The sequence below is a fragment of the Acidovorax sp. GW823-FHT02H02 genome (assembly GCF_058797075.1).
Genome location: NZ_JBXAJH010000007.1, coordinates 183072 through 197035, shown reverse-complemented (window position 1 = coordinate 197035; position 13964 = coordinate 183072). Strand labels below are relative to the sequence as shown.

Annotated in this window: 12 protein-coding genes and 1 pseudogene; 10 read left to right on the top strand and 3 right to left on the bottom strand. The window is 66.1% G+C overall.

Going from position 1 to position 13964, the window contains the following annotated elements; all coding sequences use genetic code 11:
• Positions 1 to 180 (top strand): annotated as a pseudogene (locus AC1RDS_RS10195) (hypothetical protein); the annotation flags it as partial.
• Between the two features lie 9 nt (positions 181 to 189).
• On the opposite strand, the gene phhA reads toward AC1RDS_RS10195, so the two are convergent.
• Complete coding sequence (phhA, locus tag AC1RDS_RS10190; protein WP_492226924.1) at positions 190 to 1026, bottom strand: phenylalanine 4-monooxygenase; 837 nt, start codon at positions 1024 to 1026, stop codon at positions 190 to 192.
• Between the two features lie 13 nt (positions 1027 to 1039).
• Positions 1040 to 2182, bottom strand: coding sequence for a 4-hydroxyphenylpyruvate dioxygenase (gene hppD, locus AC1RDS_RS10185; protein WP_492226923.1), 1143 nt, complete (start codon positions 2180 to 2182; stop codon positions 1040 to 1042).
• Between the two features lie 295 nt (positions 2183 to 2477).
• Here hppD and AC1RDS_RS10180 point away from each other — a divergent pair, with 295 nt between their 5' ends.
• From AC1RDS_RS10180 to fabB, 6 genes are all read left to right on the top strand, one after another.
• Positions 2478 to 2960 (top strand): Lrp/AsnC family transcriptional regulator, encoded by a 483-nt coding sequence (locus tag AC1RDS_RS10180; protein WP_492226922.1) that lies wholly within the window; start codon positions 2478 to 2480, stop codon positions 2958 to 2960.
• A gap of 179 nt (positions 2961 to 3139) precedes the next feature.
• Positions 3140 to 3868: a GNAT family N-acetyltransferase gene (locus tag AC1RDS_RS10175; RefSeq protein WP_492226921.1), complete on the top strand. Its 729-nt coding sequence runs from the start codon at positions 3140 to 3142 to the stop codon at positions 3866 to 3868.
• Positions 3869 to 3959: 91 nt separating this feature from the next.
• On the top strand, positions 3960 to 4835 hold the full coding sequence (locus AC1RDS_RS10170; RefSeq protein ID WP_492226920.1) for a CorC family transporter: 876 nt from the start codon (positions 3960 to 3962) through the stop codon (positions 4833 to 4835).
• Positions 4835 to 6433 (top strand): apolipoprotein N-acyltransferase, encoded by a 1599-nt coding sequence (gene lnt / locus AC1RDS_RS10165; protein ID WP_492226919.1) that lies wholly within the window; start codon positions 4835 to 4837, stop codon positions 6431 to 6433. The genes AC1RDS_RS10170 and lnt overlap by 1 nt, the downstream gene beginning before the upstream one ends.
• Positions 6434 to 6645: 212 nt before the next feature.
• On the top strand, positions 6646 to 7167 hold the full coding sequence (fabA, locus tag AC1RDS_RS10160; protein WP_492226918.1) for a 3-hydroxyacyl-[acyl-carrier-protein] dehydratase FabA: 522 nt from the start codon (positions 6646 to 6648) through the stop codon (positions 7165 to 7167).
• Positions 7164 to 8390: a beta-ketoacyl-ACP synthase I gene (gene fabB / locus AC1RDS_RS10155; protein ID WP_492226917.1), complete on the top strand. Its 1227-nt coding sequence runs from the start codon at positions 7164 to 7166 to the stop codon at positions 8388 to 8390. Before fabA ends, fabB begins: the two co-directional genes overlap by 4 nt.
• 103 nt (positions 8391 to 8493) lie before the next feature.
• On the opposite strand, the gene AC1RDS_RS10150 is transcribed toward fabB, so the two are convergent.
• The gene (locus AC1RDS_RS10150) at positions 8494 to 9726 is read right to left on the bottom strand and encodes a diaminopropionate ammonia-lyase (RefSeq protein ID WP_492226916.1); all 1233 of its coding nucleotides are present in this window, start codon (positions 9724 to 9726) and stop codon (positions 8494 to 8496) included.
• A gap of 326 nt (positions 9727 to 10052) precedes the next feature.
• On the opposite strand from AC1RDS_RS10150, the gene glyQ reads away from it, so the two are divergent.
• From glyQ to gmhB, 3 genes are all read left to right on the top strand, one after another.
• Positions 10053 to 11009, top strand: a complete 957-nt coding sequence (glyQ, locus tag AC1RDS_RS10145) for a glycine--tRNA ligase subunit alpha (RefSeq protein ID WP_026436740.1) — start codon at positions 10053 to 10055, stop codon at positions 11007 to 11009.
• A gap of 28 nt (positions 11010 to 11037) precedes the next feature.
• A complete protein-coding gene (gene glyS / locus AC1RDS_RS10140) occupies positions 11038 to 13152 on the top strand; it encodes a glycine--tRNA ligase subunit beta (RefSeq protein WP_492226915.1) in 2115 nt (704 codons plus the stop codon).
• Between the two features lie 188 nt (positions 13153 to 13340).
• On the top strand, positions 13341 to 13931 hold the full coding sequence (gene gmhB, locus AC1RDS_RS10135; RefSeq protein WP_492226914.1) for a D-glycero-beta-D-manno-heptose 1,7-bisphosphate 7-phosphatase: 591 nt from the start codon (positions 13341 to 13343) through the stop codon (positions 13929 to 13931).
• The last annotated feature ends 33 nt before the right edge of the window (positions 13932 to 13964 follow it).

Below are 13964 nucleotides of genomic sequence, written 5' to 3'. Positions count from 1 at the left end.
AGCGTGGGGGTCGCAGACTGTGGGTCGCCTTTCTTTTGGGTACGTTTCTTTGGCGAAGCAAAGAAAAGTACCTCGCCAGCCGGGGCGAGACCCGGCCTCCGACCTCAGCAAAAGCACACAGCAAACTACAAAAACAAGAGCTACCAGAGCTTTAAAAATAAGCGCTACAACCCAGCTTGATCCAAAAAATCAAACCACCCCTTCCCTCTCATCCGCCGCAAACTCCCGCAATCCCCGCAGCCGCTCATAAATCGGCGCAAAGTCCCCCGCCGTCATGTCGAACAACTGCTCGAAGCTGTCGATCACAAAGTACGTCTGCTGGTAGGTGTCAATCTTGTAGCGCGTGCGCATCGTGCGCTCCAGTTGCAGGGGCAGGCGCTGCGGTTCAGGGCTTTGCACGGAGTAGGGCAGCTCGCCCGATGAACTGAGGATGCCGGCCCCATACGCCCGCAGACCGCCCGCCTCGCGGATCAGGCCGAACTCTATCGTGTACCAGTACAGGCGGCTGAGCAGCTCGCAGGCGCCCAGTTGCTGCGCCTTCAGGCCACCCTGGCCGTAGCGCTGCACATAGTCGGCAAACACCGGGTTGAACAGGAGCGGCACATGGCCGAACAGGTCGTGAAAGATGTCGGGCTCGACGATGTAGTCGAATTCGGCGGGCGTGCGGATCCAGTCCGTCACCGGGAATTGGCGGTTCGCCAGCAGGGTGAAGAACGGCACTTCGGGAATCAGCCCTGGCACGGCCACGATCTCCCAGCGCGTGGCGCGGTACAGGCGCTCGTTGATTTCCTCGAAGCGCGGGATATGGTCCTTGATGCCCAGCGAGGGCAGGGCCGCCACGAAGGCCTCGCTGGCCAGGCCGGGCAGCAGGGCCGACTGGCGCTCGTACAGGCGCCGGTAGGTGTCGTGGTCGGCGGCGGTATAGGCCGCGAAGTTCTGCGGGCAGGTGTAGTCGGCGGCGGCGCGCGTGTAGTCGCCGCGCGGTGGGCGCGCGCTGGCGCCATAGACGACGGGTTCGGTGGCCATGGCCGGCTCCCGTTCAGTCTTTCCTGCCTTCGAGCACGCCGCGCCGGATCTGGTCGAGCTCGATGCTTTCGAACAGCGCCTTGAAGTTGCCGTTGCCAAAGCCATCGTCGCCCTTGCGCTGGATGAACTCGAAGAAGATCGGGCCCAGCTGGTTCTCGCTGAAGATCTGCAGCAGCAGCTTGCCGGCCACGCCATCGATGAGGATCTTGCGCTGGTGCAGTGCTTCCAGCGGCTCGCCGTGGCCGGGGATGCGTTTTTCGACCAGCTCGTAGTAGGTGTCGGGCGTATCGAGCAGGCGCACGCCGCTGGCGCGCAATGCATCGACCGTGTCGTAGAGGTTGTCCGAGCCCATGGCGATGTGCTGGATGCCCTCGCCCTTGTACATGTCCAGGTATTCCTGGATCTGGCCGGCCTTTTCTTTGCCTTCTTCGTTGATCGGGATGCGGATCTTGCCGCAGGGACTGGTCATGGCCTTGCTCTTGACGCCTGTGACCTGGCCCTCGATGTCGAAGTATTTGATTTCTCGGAAGTTGAACACGCGCTCGTAGAAATCGGCCCATTCGGCCATGCGGCCGCGGTGCACGTTGTGCGTGAGGTGGTCGATGTAGGTCAGGCCATGGCCCCTGGGGTTCAGGGCCTCGTCGGCCGACACGCCGGGCAGGGGCTCGAAGTCCACGTCAAAGAAGCCGATGTTGCCGATGTCGCCAGGCTGGGCGCCGTTCTTGCCGCGCCAGCGGTCCACCAGGTAGATCAGACTGTCGCCCACGCCCTTGATGGCGGGGATGTTCAGCTCGCCCGGGCCGGCCACGCCCGCGTAGCCCCAGGCGCCCAGGCCCAGCGCGCGCTCGTAGGCGGCCTTGGTGTCGTGCACGCGAAAGGCAATGGCACAGACGCTGGGGCCGTGCAGGCGGGCAAAGCGCTGGGCAAAGCTGTCGGGCTCGGCGTTGATGATGAAGTTGATCTCGCCCTGGCGGTACAGCAGCACGTTCTTGTGGCGGTGGCGCGCCACCGGCTTGAAGCCCATGCCCTCGAACACCTTGCCCATGGCTTGCGGATCGGGCGCCGCGAATTCGATGAATTCGAACCCGTCCGTGCCCATGGGGTTCTCCCAGGCGGCGGTGTCCTGCCTGGCTTGTTGCGGCAATGCTGCGTTCATGTTGTCTCCGGTCAGAAATGGGGAATGCTGTGCACTGTAGGCGCGCAAGTCCTCATTTTTCTGGCGAATTGAAGAGACAATGGCGTATTGTTTGCAGGAATCATGCGCCAAATCAATATTTTACGAACGACGGTTGTTGATAATCTTGCGCCATTTTTTGGGGTGTTCGCCGGCTTCAGCGGCGTGCTGGCTCAGCGTGCCGCCGCGGTGGGTTGCCGCCCGCGCAGGGCCGGGGCGTGCGCCGCCTCTTCGCCGCGATGGGCGTTGCGGGTGTTCGTTCGTAGAATCCTGCGCAATGAACGATGCCAACGCACTCGACAAGCTGGACAGGGCCATCCTGCGCCGCCTGCAGGACAACGGGCGCGAAACCTACGACGTGATGGGCGAGCAGGTGGGTTTGTCGCCGAGTGCCGTGCTGCGGCGCGTGAAGCGCCTGGAAGACAGCGGCGTGATCGCCCGCTATGTGGCCCTGGTCCGGCCCGAGGCCGTGGGGCTGGGGCTCACGGCCTACCTCAATGTGCGCCTCGAAAAACACACCGAAAGCCACAAGCGCAACCCCATGGACCTGTTCCGCGCCAGCGTGCAGACCTGGCCCGAAGTGGTGGAGTGCGCGGCGCTCACCGGCGAGATGGATTACCTGCTGCGGGTGGTGGTGGCCGATATGGCGCACTACAGCCGCTTCATCATGGACACGCTGCTCAAACACCCCAGCGTGCAGGACTGCAAGACCAGCTTTGTGCTCGACCGGGTCAAAGCCACCACCGCCGTGCCGGTGTGAGCCCCGGGGACGCCTGGATCGGGTTTTTTTGTAACAACAGCTATTGATTCAATAGCTTGTGGCGCTTTATCCGTTTTGAATATCACGGTTTTGGGCCTGATTGGATGCTTGCCCCTATTTTTGTTGCGGCGCAACAAAAGTGCTGGAAAAAATGAGGGAAAACCCTTAAATTCCATACCATGATCGCAACCAAAGACTGGCTCAGGGCTTCGTGGGACGCCAGCAAAGACATGCTGGCGCCCTTCGCCAGCCCTTCGCTGGATGATGCCCCCGCGTCCACTCCGCTGATGGTGCCCATCCGTTCGCTGGGCCCGTCCTACCGCGAGCGCATCACGCAGCATCTGCTGCGGCTGGAGCCGCCCGACCGGTATCTGCGCTTTGGCTATGCCGCCACGGACGAGCAGATCCGCCGCTACACCGAGCGGCTCGATTTCGACCGTGACGAAATCTTTGGCATCTACAACCGCCACCTGGAACTCATCGCCATGGCCCATCTGGCGTTTGCCGAGCACCCCGAGCACAAGCAATGTGCCGAGTTTGGCGTGTCGGTGCTCAAGCAGGCACGGGGTCGGGGGTTTGGTGCACGCCTGTTTGACCGCGCCATCATGCATGCCCGCAACGAAGGGGTGAACATGGTGTTCATCCATGCGCTGACGGAAAACACCGCCATGCTCAAGATCGCTCGCAACGCGGGCGCCACGGTGCAGCGCGACGGCTCCGAGTCCGAGGCCTACCTGCAGATTCCGCCCGCCAGCCTGGACACGCGCATGGCCGAAATCGTCGAGCAGCAATTCGCCGAGATGGACTACCGGCTCAAGCGCCAGGCCAAGCAGTTCTGGGACTTCCTGGCCGGCGTGCAGGAAGTGCGCAAGGGCGTGCAGCACGGACGCCACCAGTCGGCCGAATAGGGCCGTTGCCCGCCTGTGGCGCGGGCGGTGTCATGACAATCCGGTATCCTAGGGGTCTGTTCAACTACCGCACGTCCTGCACTCCAAGACAGTGTCTGACCCGCACCCCCAGCGCCTGCCCGAAAAGGAAGACAAGCGCACTTTCCTGCAAAAGGTGGCCGAGTTCATCCATCCCGGACCGGACTCCACCGAAGAACTCATCGAGACGTTGGCCGAGGCCGAGGACAACGAAGTCATTGGCGCCGACTCCCGCGTGATGCTGGAGCGCGTCATCCGCATGGCCGACATGACGGCCGGCGACGTGATGGTGGCCGCACCCCGCATGGACCTCGTCAACATCGAGGCACCCTTTGACGAGTTGCTGCGCCTGGTGATCAACACCGCGCACTCGCGTTTTCCGGTGTACCAGGGCGAGCGGGAAAACATCATCGGCATCCTCATGGCCAAGGACCTGCTCAAGCTGCAGCGGGCGCCCGAGCTGAACATCCGCGCCCTGCTGCGCCCGGCCGCCTTCGTGCCGGAAAGCAAGGGCCTGAACGACCTGCTGCGCGAGTTCCGCGGCAACCGCAACCACCTGGCCATCGTGATCGACGAGTTCGGCCGGGTGGCGGGCCTGATCACCATCGAGGACGTGCTGGAACAGATCGTGGGCGAGATCGAAGACGAGTTCGACATTCCCGAGGACGAGGGCGACATCTTCGGCCTGGCCGACCATACCTACCGCGTGAGTGGCGACACCCCCATCGAACGCGTGGCCGAAGCCTTTGGCATCACCCTGCAAGGCAGTGATCCCGAGGAAAGCTTTGACACCGTGGGTGGCCTGATCGCCCACGAAATGGGGCATGTGCCCAAGCGGGGCGAACACCTGCAGCTGTGCGGCCTGCACTTTGTGGTGCTGCACACCAAGGGCGGCGCCGTGCGCTGGTTCAAGGTGTCGCGCATCGACGAAGACAGCACCTCCGGCTGATGGCCCGGCTGCAACGCCTGCCGGTTGCCGCGCTTGCGGGGCAGGCCTGTCTGGCCGCTGCGGCGGGCGTGGCGCAGGCCCTGTCCCTGGCCCTGCCGTGGAGCGGCGAACCGCAATGGTGGCTGCAGATCCTTTCGCTGGCGGTGCTGGCGTGGCTGGTGCGGGCGCCAACGCCCTGGCGCCGGGCGGCGGGCCTGGGCTGGGTGTTTGCCACGGCCTGGATGGTGGCCACCTTCTGGTGGCTGTTCATTTCCATGCACCACTACGGCGGCCTGGCGGCGCCACTGGCGGTGGTGGCCGTGCTGGGGCTGGCGGGCTTTCTGGGGGCCTACTATGCGGCGGTTGTGGCGCTTTTTTCGCGTCTGGCACCCACCCATCGTGCGCTGGCGGCTATTGTTTTCGGAGCGATCTGGATGCTGGCGGAGCTGGCACGCGGCACGCTGTGGACGGGTTTTCCATGGGGCGCCGGCGGCTATGCCCATGTGCAGGGGCCCCTGAGTGCGCTGGCACGCACCGTGGGCGTGTACGGCATCGGTTGCGTGGCAGCGGTGCTGGCCATGCTGCTGGCGCAGGCACGCCCCGGCGATCTGCTCCGCCTGCGTGCCTGGGCGCTGGTGGCGTTGGGTGCGCTGGTGCTGGTGGGCGCGGGCCTGCAGCGCCAATGCGCCATTGAGTTGTGCCACACCCCGGCGCTGCCGCCGCCGCCACCGATCAGCCTGGCGCTGCTCCAGGGCAACATCCCGCAGGACGAAAAATTTCAGCCCGGCAGCGGCGTGCCGCTGGCCCTGCAGTGGTATGCCGATGCACTGCGGTCTGCCAAGGCAAGCCTTGTCGTGGCGCCGGAAACCGCCATTCCGCTGCTGCCGCAGCAACTCATGCCGGGTTATCTGGAGGGGCTGGCGGCGCGTTTCGGCCAGGGCCAGCAGGCGGCGCTGGTGGGGATTCCGATGGGCGATGAAGTGCAGGGCTACACCAATTCGGTGCTCGGCCTGAAACCCGCGCAGCCGGCCCCCTACCAGTACGACAAGCACCACCTGGTGCCGTTTGGCGAGTTCATTCCACCGTTTTTCCGCTGGTTCACGGCCATGATGAACATTCCCCTGGGCGATTTCAACCGGGGCGCCATCGGGCAGCCGTCCTTTGCCTGGGCGGGCCAGCGCATTGCGCCCAACATCTGCTACGAGGACTTGTTTGGCGAAGAGCTGGGCGCGCGTTTTGTCGATCCGGCCAGCGCCCCCACGCTGTTTGTCAATTTCAGCAACATCGGCTGGTTCGGCAACACGGTGGCCATCGACCAGCACCTGCAGATCAGCCGCATGCGCGCACTGGAGTTCGAGCGCCCCATGGTGCGCGCCACCAACACCGGTGCCACCGCCATCATCGACCACCGGGGCGTGGTCACCCATGCGCTGGCGCGCCACACCCGCGGGGTGCTGACCGGCCAGGTGCAGGGGCGCGGGCTCAGCGCGCAAGACGGCTGGGGCATCACGCCCTATGCCTGGTGGGTGGCACGCTGGGGCCTGGCACCCCTGTGGGCGGCAGGCTTTTGCGTGGTCGCAGGGGCTGCGCTTGCGCGGCGCCAGCGCTTGCGGGGCTGAGACGGCAGGCTGGCGTGGGCTCCGGGCCTGCCGCACCTTGATTCAGATCAGGCAACAAAGGGGGCTGTCGCGGTTGGCCGGCGGTTCAATCGGCAGGTATGGGGCCATGGACCGTGTTGTGCCTTGATAATGGAGCCCTGCAACTGTGAGCAGGGGTTGCGAACGGTGAATTATTGAAGCGGCACGGCCGCTGTTCTGGAGCACGACTGAAAATGGCAGATTCCTTTTCCTACGAACAACTGATTGCCTCGGGCGAGGGCCGGCTGTTCGGCGCTGACAGCGGGCGTCTGCCGCTGCCACCCATGCTGATGTTCGACCGCATCACCCACATCGACAGCGATGGCGGCGCGCACGGGCTGGGGAAAATCCGCGCCGAACTCGACGTCAAGCCCGACCTGTGGTTCTTTGCCTGCCATTTCCAGGGCGATCCCGTCATGCCCGGCTGCCTGGGGCTCGACGCCATGTGGCAGCTCATCGGCTTTTACCTGACCTGGCTGCAGTTGCCGGGCCGGGGCCGTGCGCTGGGTGCGGGTGAGGTCAAGTTCACGGGCGAAGTGGGCCCCGATGTGAAGCGGGTCACTTACGAAATCGACATCAAGCGCGTCATCAAGCGCAAGCTCGTCATGGCCATTGGCGACGCCCGCCTGCTGGCCGACGGCAAGGAAATCTATGTAGCCAATGACCTGCGCGTGGGCCTGTTCAAACGCGAGGAAGACGGCAAGGAAGCAGCATGACCACCAAGAAGCGCGTAGTCATCACCGGCGCGGGCATCGTCTCGTGCATTGGCAACGACCTGGCCACCGTGGAAGCCTCGCTGCGCGCGGGCACCAGCGGCATCAAGGCCGTGGAGAAGTTCAAGGAACTGGGCCTGCGCAGCCAGGTGGGCGGCGCGCCCGAGATCGACATCGAGGCGCGCATCGACCGCAAGCAGCTGCGCTTCATGGGCGATGCGGCGGCCTATGCGCAGATCGCGCTGGAAGACGCTATCCAGCAAGCAGGCCTCACGCCCGAGCAGGTCAGCCACCCCCGCACCGGCCTCATCATGGGTTCGGGCGGCGGCTCGCCCGCCAACCAGATCGAAGCGGCGGACACGCTGCGCGAAAAGGGCATCCGCCGTGTGGGGCCCTACCAGGTCACGCGCTGCATGAGCTCCACCGTGTCCGCGTGCCTGGCCACCAACTTCAAGGTCAAGGGCATCAACTACTCCATCACCTCGGCCTGCTCCACGTCGGCACACTGCATCGGCGCGGCCGCGCAGCAGATCGCCTGGGGCGTTCAGGACGTGATGTTTGCCGGCGGCGGCGAAGAGCTCAGCTGGGGCATGTCGCTGCTGTTCGACGGCATGGGCGCCATGTCCAGCAAATACAACGAGACACCCGAGAAAGCCTCGCGCGCCTACGATGCGAACCGCGATGGCTTTGTGATCGCGGGCGGCGGCGGCGCCGTGGTGCTGGAAAGCCTGGAGCATGCCCAGGCCCGTGGCGCCACCATCCTGGCCGAGGTGGTGGGCTTTGGTGCCACCAGCGATGGCGAAGACATGGTGGCCCCCTCGGGCGACGGCGCCATTGCCTGCATGCAGCAGGCCATGGAAGGGCTGTCTGCCCCCATCGACTACATCAACACCCACGGCACCTCCACCCCGGTGGGTGACATGCAGGAAGTGCGCGCCATGCGGGCCCTGTTCGGCGACAAGGTGCCGCCGTTCTCGTCCACCAAGTCGCTCACCGGCCACTCGCTGGGCGCGACCGGCGTGCAAGAGGCGATCTACTGCATGCTCATGCTGAACAAGGGCTTCATCGCAGGTTCGGCCAATGTGGAAACACCCGACCCCGCCCTGGGCGACATGCCCCTGGTCACGCAAACACGCGACGCGCAGCTGACCACCGTGCTGTCCAACAGCTTCGGCTTTGGCGGCACCAACGCCAGCCTCGTGTTGCGCCGCTGGGACGGTCAATAAGACGCCCTGCGGGAAGTGGGAATCCGGGCCACAGGTCCATGAAAAGGAGAGCCATCGGCTCTCTTTTTTTATGCCCGTTGCCGGCGCTGTTTCGCGGGGGCCTTCAGCGCATCGACTTTGCACGGGCCGCAACGGCCTTGGCGCTCTCGCCCACCAGTTGCGCATAGAGCTGGGGGTCGGTTGCGGCTTCACTGCCAAAGAACAGGATGCGGCTGTCGGCCGTGAGGCCCAGCGCCTGGCGCGCTGCAGCGCTCTGGCAGGCGGCCACGGCCGCCGCCACGCCGGCCACGGCGGATTCCCCCGCCACGATCACCGGGTCGTTGCCGAGCGGGCGGGCCAGCAGGCGCATGGCCTCGACGGCAGCCTGGTCGTTGATCACGCAAAAACCGTCGGTGCCGTGTTCCAGGATCTCCCAGGCCAGGTGCGACACCTCGCCGCAGGCCAGGCCCGCCATCAGCGTGTCGAGGTCGCCGGTGATGGCGGTGAGCCGACCCGCCTTGGCGCTTTGCGCCAGGCAGTCGGCACGGTCGGGTTCCACCACCACGAACACCGGGCGCTCGCTGCCGTCCCGCTCCCAGAAATAGCCGCACACCGCCGCGGCCAGGCCGCCCACGCCGGCCTGCACAAAGAGGTGCGTGGGGCGCTGCGCGAGCTGTTGCGCGGCTTCCTGCACCATCAGCTGGTAGCCCTGCATCACGTCGCGCGGCACGTCCATGTAGCCGGGGTACGAAGTGTCGGAGATGACGAAGCGGCCATGCAGCCTGGCGTCGGCATCGGCCTGGCGCACGGCGTCGTCGTAGTTGCCGGGCGTGCGCACCACCTCGGCGCCATAGCGGGCGATGGCGGCCTTGCGGCCTTCGCTCACCGTGGCGTGGATGTAGATCACGCAGCGGCAGCCCAACAATTGCGCGCCCCAGGCCACGGACCGGCCATGGTTGCCGTCGGTGGCGCAGGTGACGGTGATGCCGGCGCACAGCGCGCGCAGTTCGGGTGTCCGCAGGTCCTGCGTGGAAAGCGGGCGGGCCAGGCGGGCGCCCAGCTCGCGGCACAGCAGGCGCGCCACCGCGTAGGCGCCGCCCAGGGCCTTGAAGCTGCCCAGGCCGAAGCGGCTGCCCTCGTCCTTGTAGTGCACGGCGGCCACGCCCAGGGCCTGCGCCAGCGCGGGCAGGCTGTGCAGCGGCGTGACTGCATAGCCCTGCCAGCTGGTCAGCTCGCGCTCGGCCTGCGCCAGTGCCGGTGCGTCCAGGATGGCGCTGCGGCGCTCGCCATACGGGGCCTGGCGGTCGGCTGCAGGGTTGGCCAGGCATTCAGCGGTGAGGGCGGGGGGTGGTGGCATGGGGGATCTTTCTGTCAAACCAAAGATAAGGCTCAGGGCATTTGGCATCGCCACGCGGCGCGGCCTTGAAGCGGCAGAGCCAGTGCAGCCCTCCCCATCAAACAGTCCAGCGCGCACGCCGGCGCCGCAATGCCCAGGAGGGCGCTGGAGACGTGTGCCGCATGCGCCATGGTGGTGCCATTCCAGAATTTACAGGGGTTGCAGGGCCGGCGGCGACGGTCGCGGCATATCGCTGTGCTGCACCTTAAAATCACCGTTTGCGCAGCGCGGACTGCCACTCTTTTTCATAGCCGCAGGCCCGGCCTGTGGCAAGCCAGAATCGATCCATGCTGACCTTCCAACAAATCATTCTCAAGCTGCAGACCTACTGGGACGCCCAGGGTTGCGCGCTGTTGCAACCTTATGACATGGAAGTGGGCGCCGGGACATCGCACACCGCTACGTTTTTGCGCGCCATCGGCCCCGAGCCCTGGAAGGCCGCCTACGTGCAGCCCAGCCGCCGCCCCAAGGACGGCCGCTACGGCGAGAATCCCAACCGCCTGCAGCACTACTACCAGTTCCAGGTGGTGCTGAAGCCCGCACCGGCCAACATCCTGGAGCTGTACCTGGGCTCGCTGGAAGCGCTCGGCTTCGATCTGAAGAAAAACGACATCCGCTTTGTCGAGGACGACTGGGAAAACCCCACGCTCGGCGCCTGGGGCCTGGGCTGGGAGGTCTGGCTCAACGGCATGGAGGTGACCCAGTTCACCTACTTCCAGCAGGTCGGCGGCATTGACTGCAAGCCCGCCACCGGCGAGATCACCTACGGCCTGGAACGCCTGGCCATGTACCTGCAGGGCGTGGACAACGTCTACAACCTGACCTGGACCGAAGGCGCCGACGGCAGCAAGCTGAGCTACGGCGACGTGTACAAGCAAAACGAGATCGAGCAGTCCACCTACAACTTCGAGCACAGCGACGCCGACTTCCTGTTCACCGCATTCAACGCGCACGAGAAGCAGGCCCAGCACCTCATGGAGCAGCAGCTGGCCCTGCCTGCCTACGAGCAGGTGCTCAAGGGCGCGCACAGCTTCAATCTGCTCGATGCGCGCGGCGCCATCAGCGTGACCGAGCGCGCCGCCTACATCGGCCGCATCCGCAACCTGGCCCGTGCCGTGGCCAAGAGCTATCTGGACAGCCGTGCGCGCCTGGGCTTCCCCATGGCGCCCAAGGAGTGGGCCGCCGAGGTGCTGGCCGACCTGGCCCGGGCCGAGCAGCAGCAACAGCACAAGAAGGCCGCCTGAAGGCGCAGCGCGGAGCACTGAAACCACCATGACCCACCCGAATCTTCTCGTCGAACTGTTTGTCGAAGAACTGCCTCCCAAGGCCCTGCAGAAACTGGGCGACGCCTTTGCCGGCGTGCTGCTGGAGCAGCTCCAGGCCCAGGGCCTGGCGGCTGCCGGCTCGCGCCTGACCGCCTATGCCTCGCCGCGCCGCCTGGCCGCGCACATCACCGAAGTGGCCACCAGCGCGGCCGACAAGGCCGTGTCGCAAAAGCTCATGCCCGTGGCCGTGGGGCTGGGCGCCGATGGCCAGGCCACGCCGGCGCTGCTCAAGAAACTGGCGGTGCTGGGCGCCGATGCGTCGGCCGTGGCAAGCCTGGAGCGCGTGCACGACGGCAAGGCCGACGTGCTGTTCTACAACAGCACCGCCAAGGGCGCGACGCTGGCCGAAGGCCTGCAAAAGGCGCTGGACGAGGCCATTGCCAGGCTGCCCATCCCCAAGGTGATGCGCTACCAGCTGCAGGACGGCTGGAGCAGCGTGCACTTCGTGCGCCCCGCGCATGGCCTGGTGGCGCTGCACGGCACCGAGGTGCTGCTGTCGGTGCAGGCGCTGGGCCTGGCCGCGGGCAACACCACGCACGGCCATCGCTTCGAGGCTGCGGTGGACCCGGTGGTCATCACCTGCGCCGACAGCTATGCCCAGCAACTGGCCAGCCAGGGCGCCGTGATTGCATCGTTTGCCGAGCGCAGGGCCGAGATAGCCCGCCAGCTCGCCGCCGCCGCCGCGAAGGTAGGCAACGGCGCGCGCCCGATTGACGACGACGCGCTGCTCGACGAAGTCACTGCGCTGGTCGAGCGGCCCAACGTGCTCATCTGCTCGTTTGAGAAAGCGTTTCTCGACGTGCCGCAGGAATGCCTCATCCTCACGATGAAGGCCAACCAGAAGTACTTTCCGCTGCTCGACGCCGCCGGCAAGCTCACCCACCAGTTTCTGGTGGTCAGCAACATCACGCCCGCCGATGCCAGCCTGGTCATCGGCGGCAACGAGCGCGTGGTGCGTCCGCGCCTGGCCGATGCCAAGTTCTTCTTCGACCAGGACCGCAAGAAGACCCTGGCTTCGCGCGTGGAAGGCCTGGGCAAGGTGGTTTACCACAACAAGCTCGGCACGCAGGGCGAGCGCGTGGAACGGGTGAGGTCGATCGCCAAGGCCATCGCAACGCAGCTGGGCGACGCCGCTCTGGTGGCAGATGCCGACCAGGCCGCGCTGCTGGCCAAGACCGACCTCGTGACCGACATGGTCGGCGAGTTCCCCGAGTTGCAGGGCACCATGGGCCGCTATTACGCGCTCAACGACGGCCTGGGTGACACCATTGCCGACGCCATCGAAGACCACTACAAGCCCCGCTTTGCCGGCGATGCACTGCCGCGCAACACCGCGGGCGTGGTGGTGGCCCTGGCCGACAAGCTCGAAACCCTGGTCGGCATGTTCGGCATCGGCAACCTGCCCACGGGCGACCGTGACCCGTTCGCGCTGCGCCGCCATGCGCTGGGCGTGATCCGCATGCTGGTCGAAAAAGACCTGCCGCTCGATCTGAATGCCCTGCTGGCGGGCGCCGCGCCTGCCTTTGGCGACAAGATCACCGATGCCTCGCCCGCGCTGGCTGACTTCATCTACGACCGCCTCGCCGGCAGCCTGCGCGAGCAGGGCTACAGCGCGCAGGAGGTGGATGCCGTGCTGGCCCTGCGACCGCAGCGCCTGGTGCAGGTGCCCCAGTTCCTTGCCGCCGTGCGCGCCTTTGCCGCGCTGCCCGAAAGCCCGGCCCTGGCCGCGGCCAACAAACGCGTGGGCAACATCCTCAAGAAGGCCGAACTCGAAGGCCCGGTGGACGCCCACGTCAACCCCGCCCTGTTGCAAGAGCAGGCCGAGCAGGACTTGTTCGCCGCCCTGCAGCGCTTTGTGCCCGAAGCCAATGCGCAGTTCGCAGCCGGCGACTACACCGCCAGCCTGCAGACCCTGGCCGTGCTGCGCGCGCCGGTGGATGCGTTCTTTGACGATGTGATGGTCAATGCCGAGCAGCTCGACCTGCGCCTCAATCGCCAGGGCTTGCTCAAGACGCTGCACGAAGCCATGAACCGCGTGGCCGACCTGTCGCGCCTGGCGTGAAATGGTGCATCCCCCTGAGCGGCTTTGCCGCTTCCCCCTTCTCTCGCACCGCTGCGCGCTGCGGGAAGGGGGACGCCGCCAGCGCGGCGGGGCGGCCCTTGCGCGGCGGCCGCTGGCTTCTGCCGCGCCCGTATCATGTGCTGAGCCCCAGTCATGCGCGGGGCTGAGTACAGAAGGGCACTGATGCTATGAAACTCGTGATCCTGGACCGCGACGGCACGCTCAACCCGCAGGGCGATGATTTCATCACCTCGCCCGAAGAGTGGAGCGCCCAGCCGAGCGCACTGGAGGCCGTGGCGCGGCTCAACCATGCCGGCTGGCGGGTGGTGGTGGCCACCAACCAGCCCGGGCTGGGGCGGGGTTTGTTCGACGTGGTGTCGCTCAACGCCATCCACGCCAAGATGCTGCGGCAGGTGGCTGCGGTGGGCGGGCGCATCGACGCGGTGTTTTACTGCCCGCACGCACCCGATGAGGTCTGCCATTGCCGCGCGCCCGCGCCCGGCCTGCTGGAGCAGATCTGCGACCGCTATGGCGTGGAACCGTTCGATGTGCAGGTGGTGGGCAGTTGCGCCGAGCATCTGCAGGCGGGGGCCGCGCTGGGTGCGCAGGTGCATCTGGTGTGCACGGGCCGGTCGGCCCATTGGCAGCCCGGACAGGCTTTGCCCATCGACTTTCCCGCCACGACGCAGGTGCATGCCAGCCTGGGGGCGTTTGCCGAGCAAATGCTGCCCACGGCGCCTGCGCCGTCTCCAACACCTGCGCCGCCCCTGGTGGTTTGATGCTGCCCATTTGATCGCTTGCAGCGCCTGTCT

Coding starts and splice junctions, on each gene's coding strand:
- phhA (WP_492226924.1), bottom strand. CDS start 1,026: ATGGCCACCGAACCCGTCGTCTATGGCGCCAGCGCGCGCCCACCGCGC.
- hppD (WP_492226923.1), bottom strand. CDS start 2,182: ATGAACGCAGCATTGCCGCAACAAGCCAGGCAGGACACCGCCGCCTGG.
- AC1RDS_RS10180 (WP_492226922.1), top strand. CDS start 2,478: ATGAACGATGCCAACGCACTCGACAAGCTGGACAGGGCCATCCTGCGC.
- AC1RDS_RS10175 (WP_492226921.1), top strand. CDS start 3,140: ATGATCGCAACCAAAGACTGGCTCAGGGCTTCGTGGGACGCCAGCAAA.
- lnt (WP_492226919.1), top strand. CDS start 4,835: ATGGCCCGGCTGCAACGCCTGCCGGTTGCCGCGCTTGCGGGGCAGGCC.
- fabA (WP_492226918.1), top strand. CDS start 6,646: ATGGCAGATTCCTTTTCCTACGAACAACTGATTGCCTCGGGCGAGGGC.
- fabB (WP_492226917.1), top strand. CDS start 7,164: ATGACCACCAAGAAGCGCGTAGTCATCACCGGCGCGGGCATCGTCTCG.
- AC1RDS_RS10150 (WP_492226916.1), bottom strand. CDS start 9,726: ATGCCACCACCCCCCGCCCTCACCGCTGAATGCCTGGCCAACCCTGCA.
- glyQ (WP_026436740.1), top strand. CDS start 10,053: ATGCTGACCTTCCAACAAATCATTCTCAAGCTGCAGACCTACTGGGAC.
- glyS (WP_492226915.1), top strand. CDS start 11,038: ATGACCCACCCGAATCTTCTCGTCGAACTGTTTGTCGAAGAACTGCCT.
- gmhB (WP_492226914.1), top strand. CDS start 13,341: ATGAAACTCGTGATCCTGGACCGCGACGGCACGCTCAACCCGCAGGGC.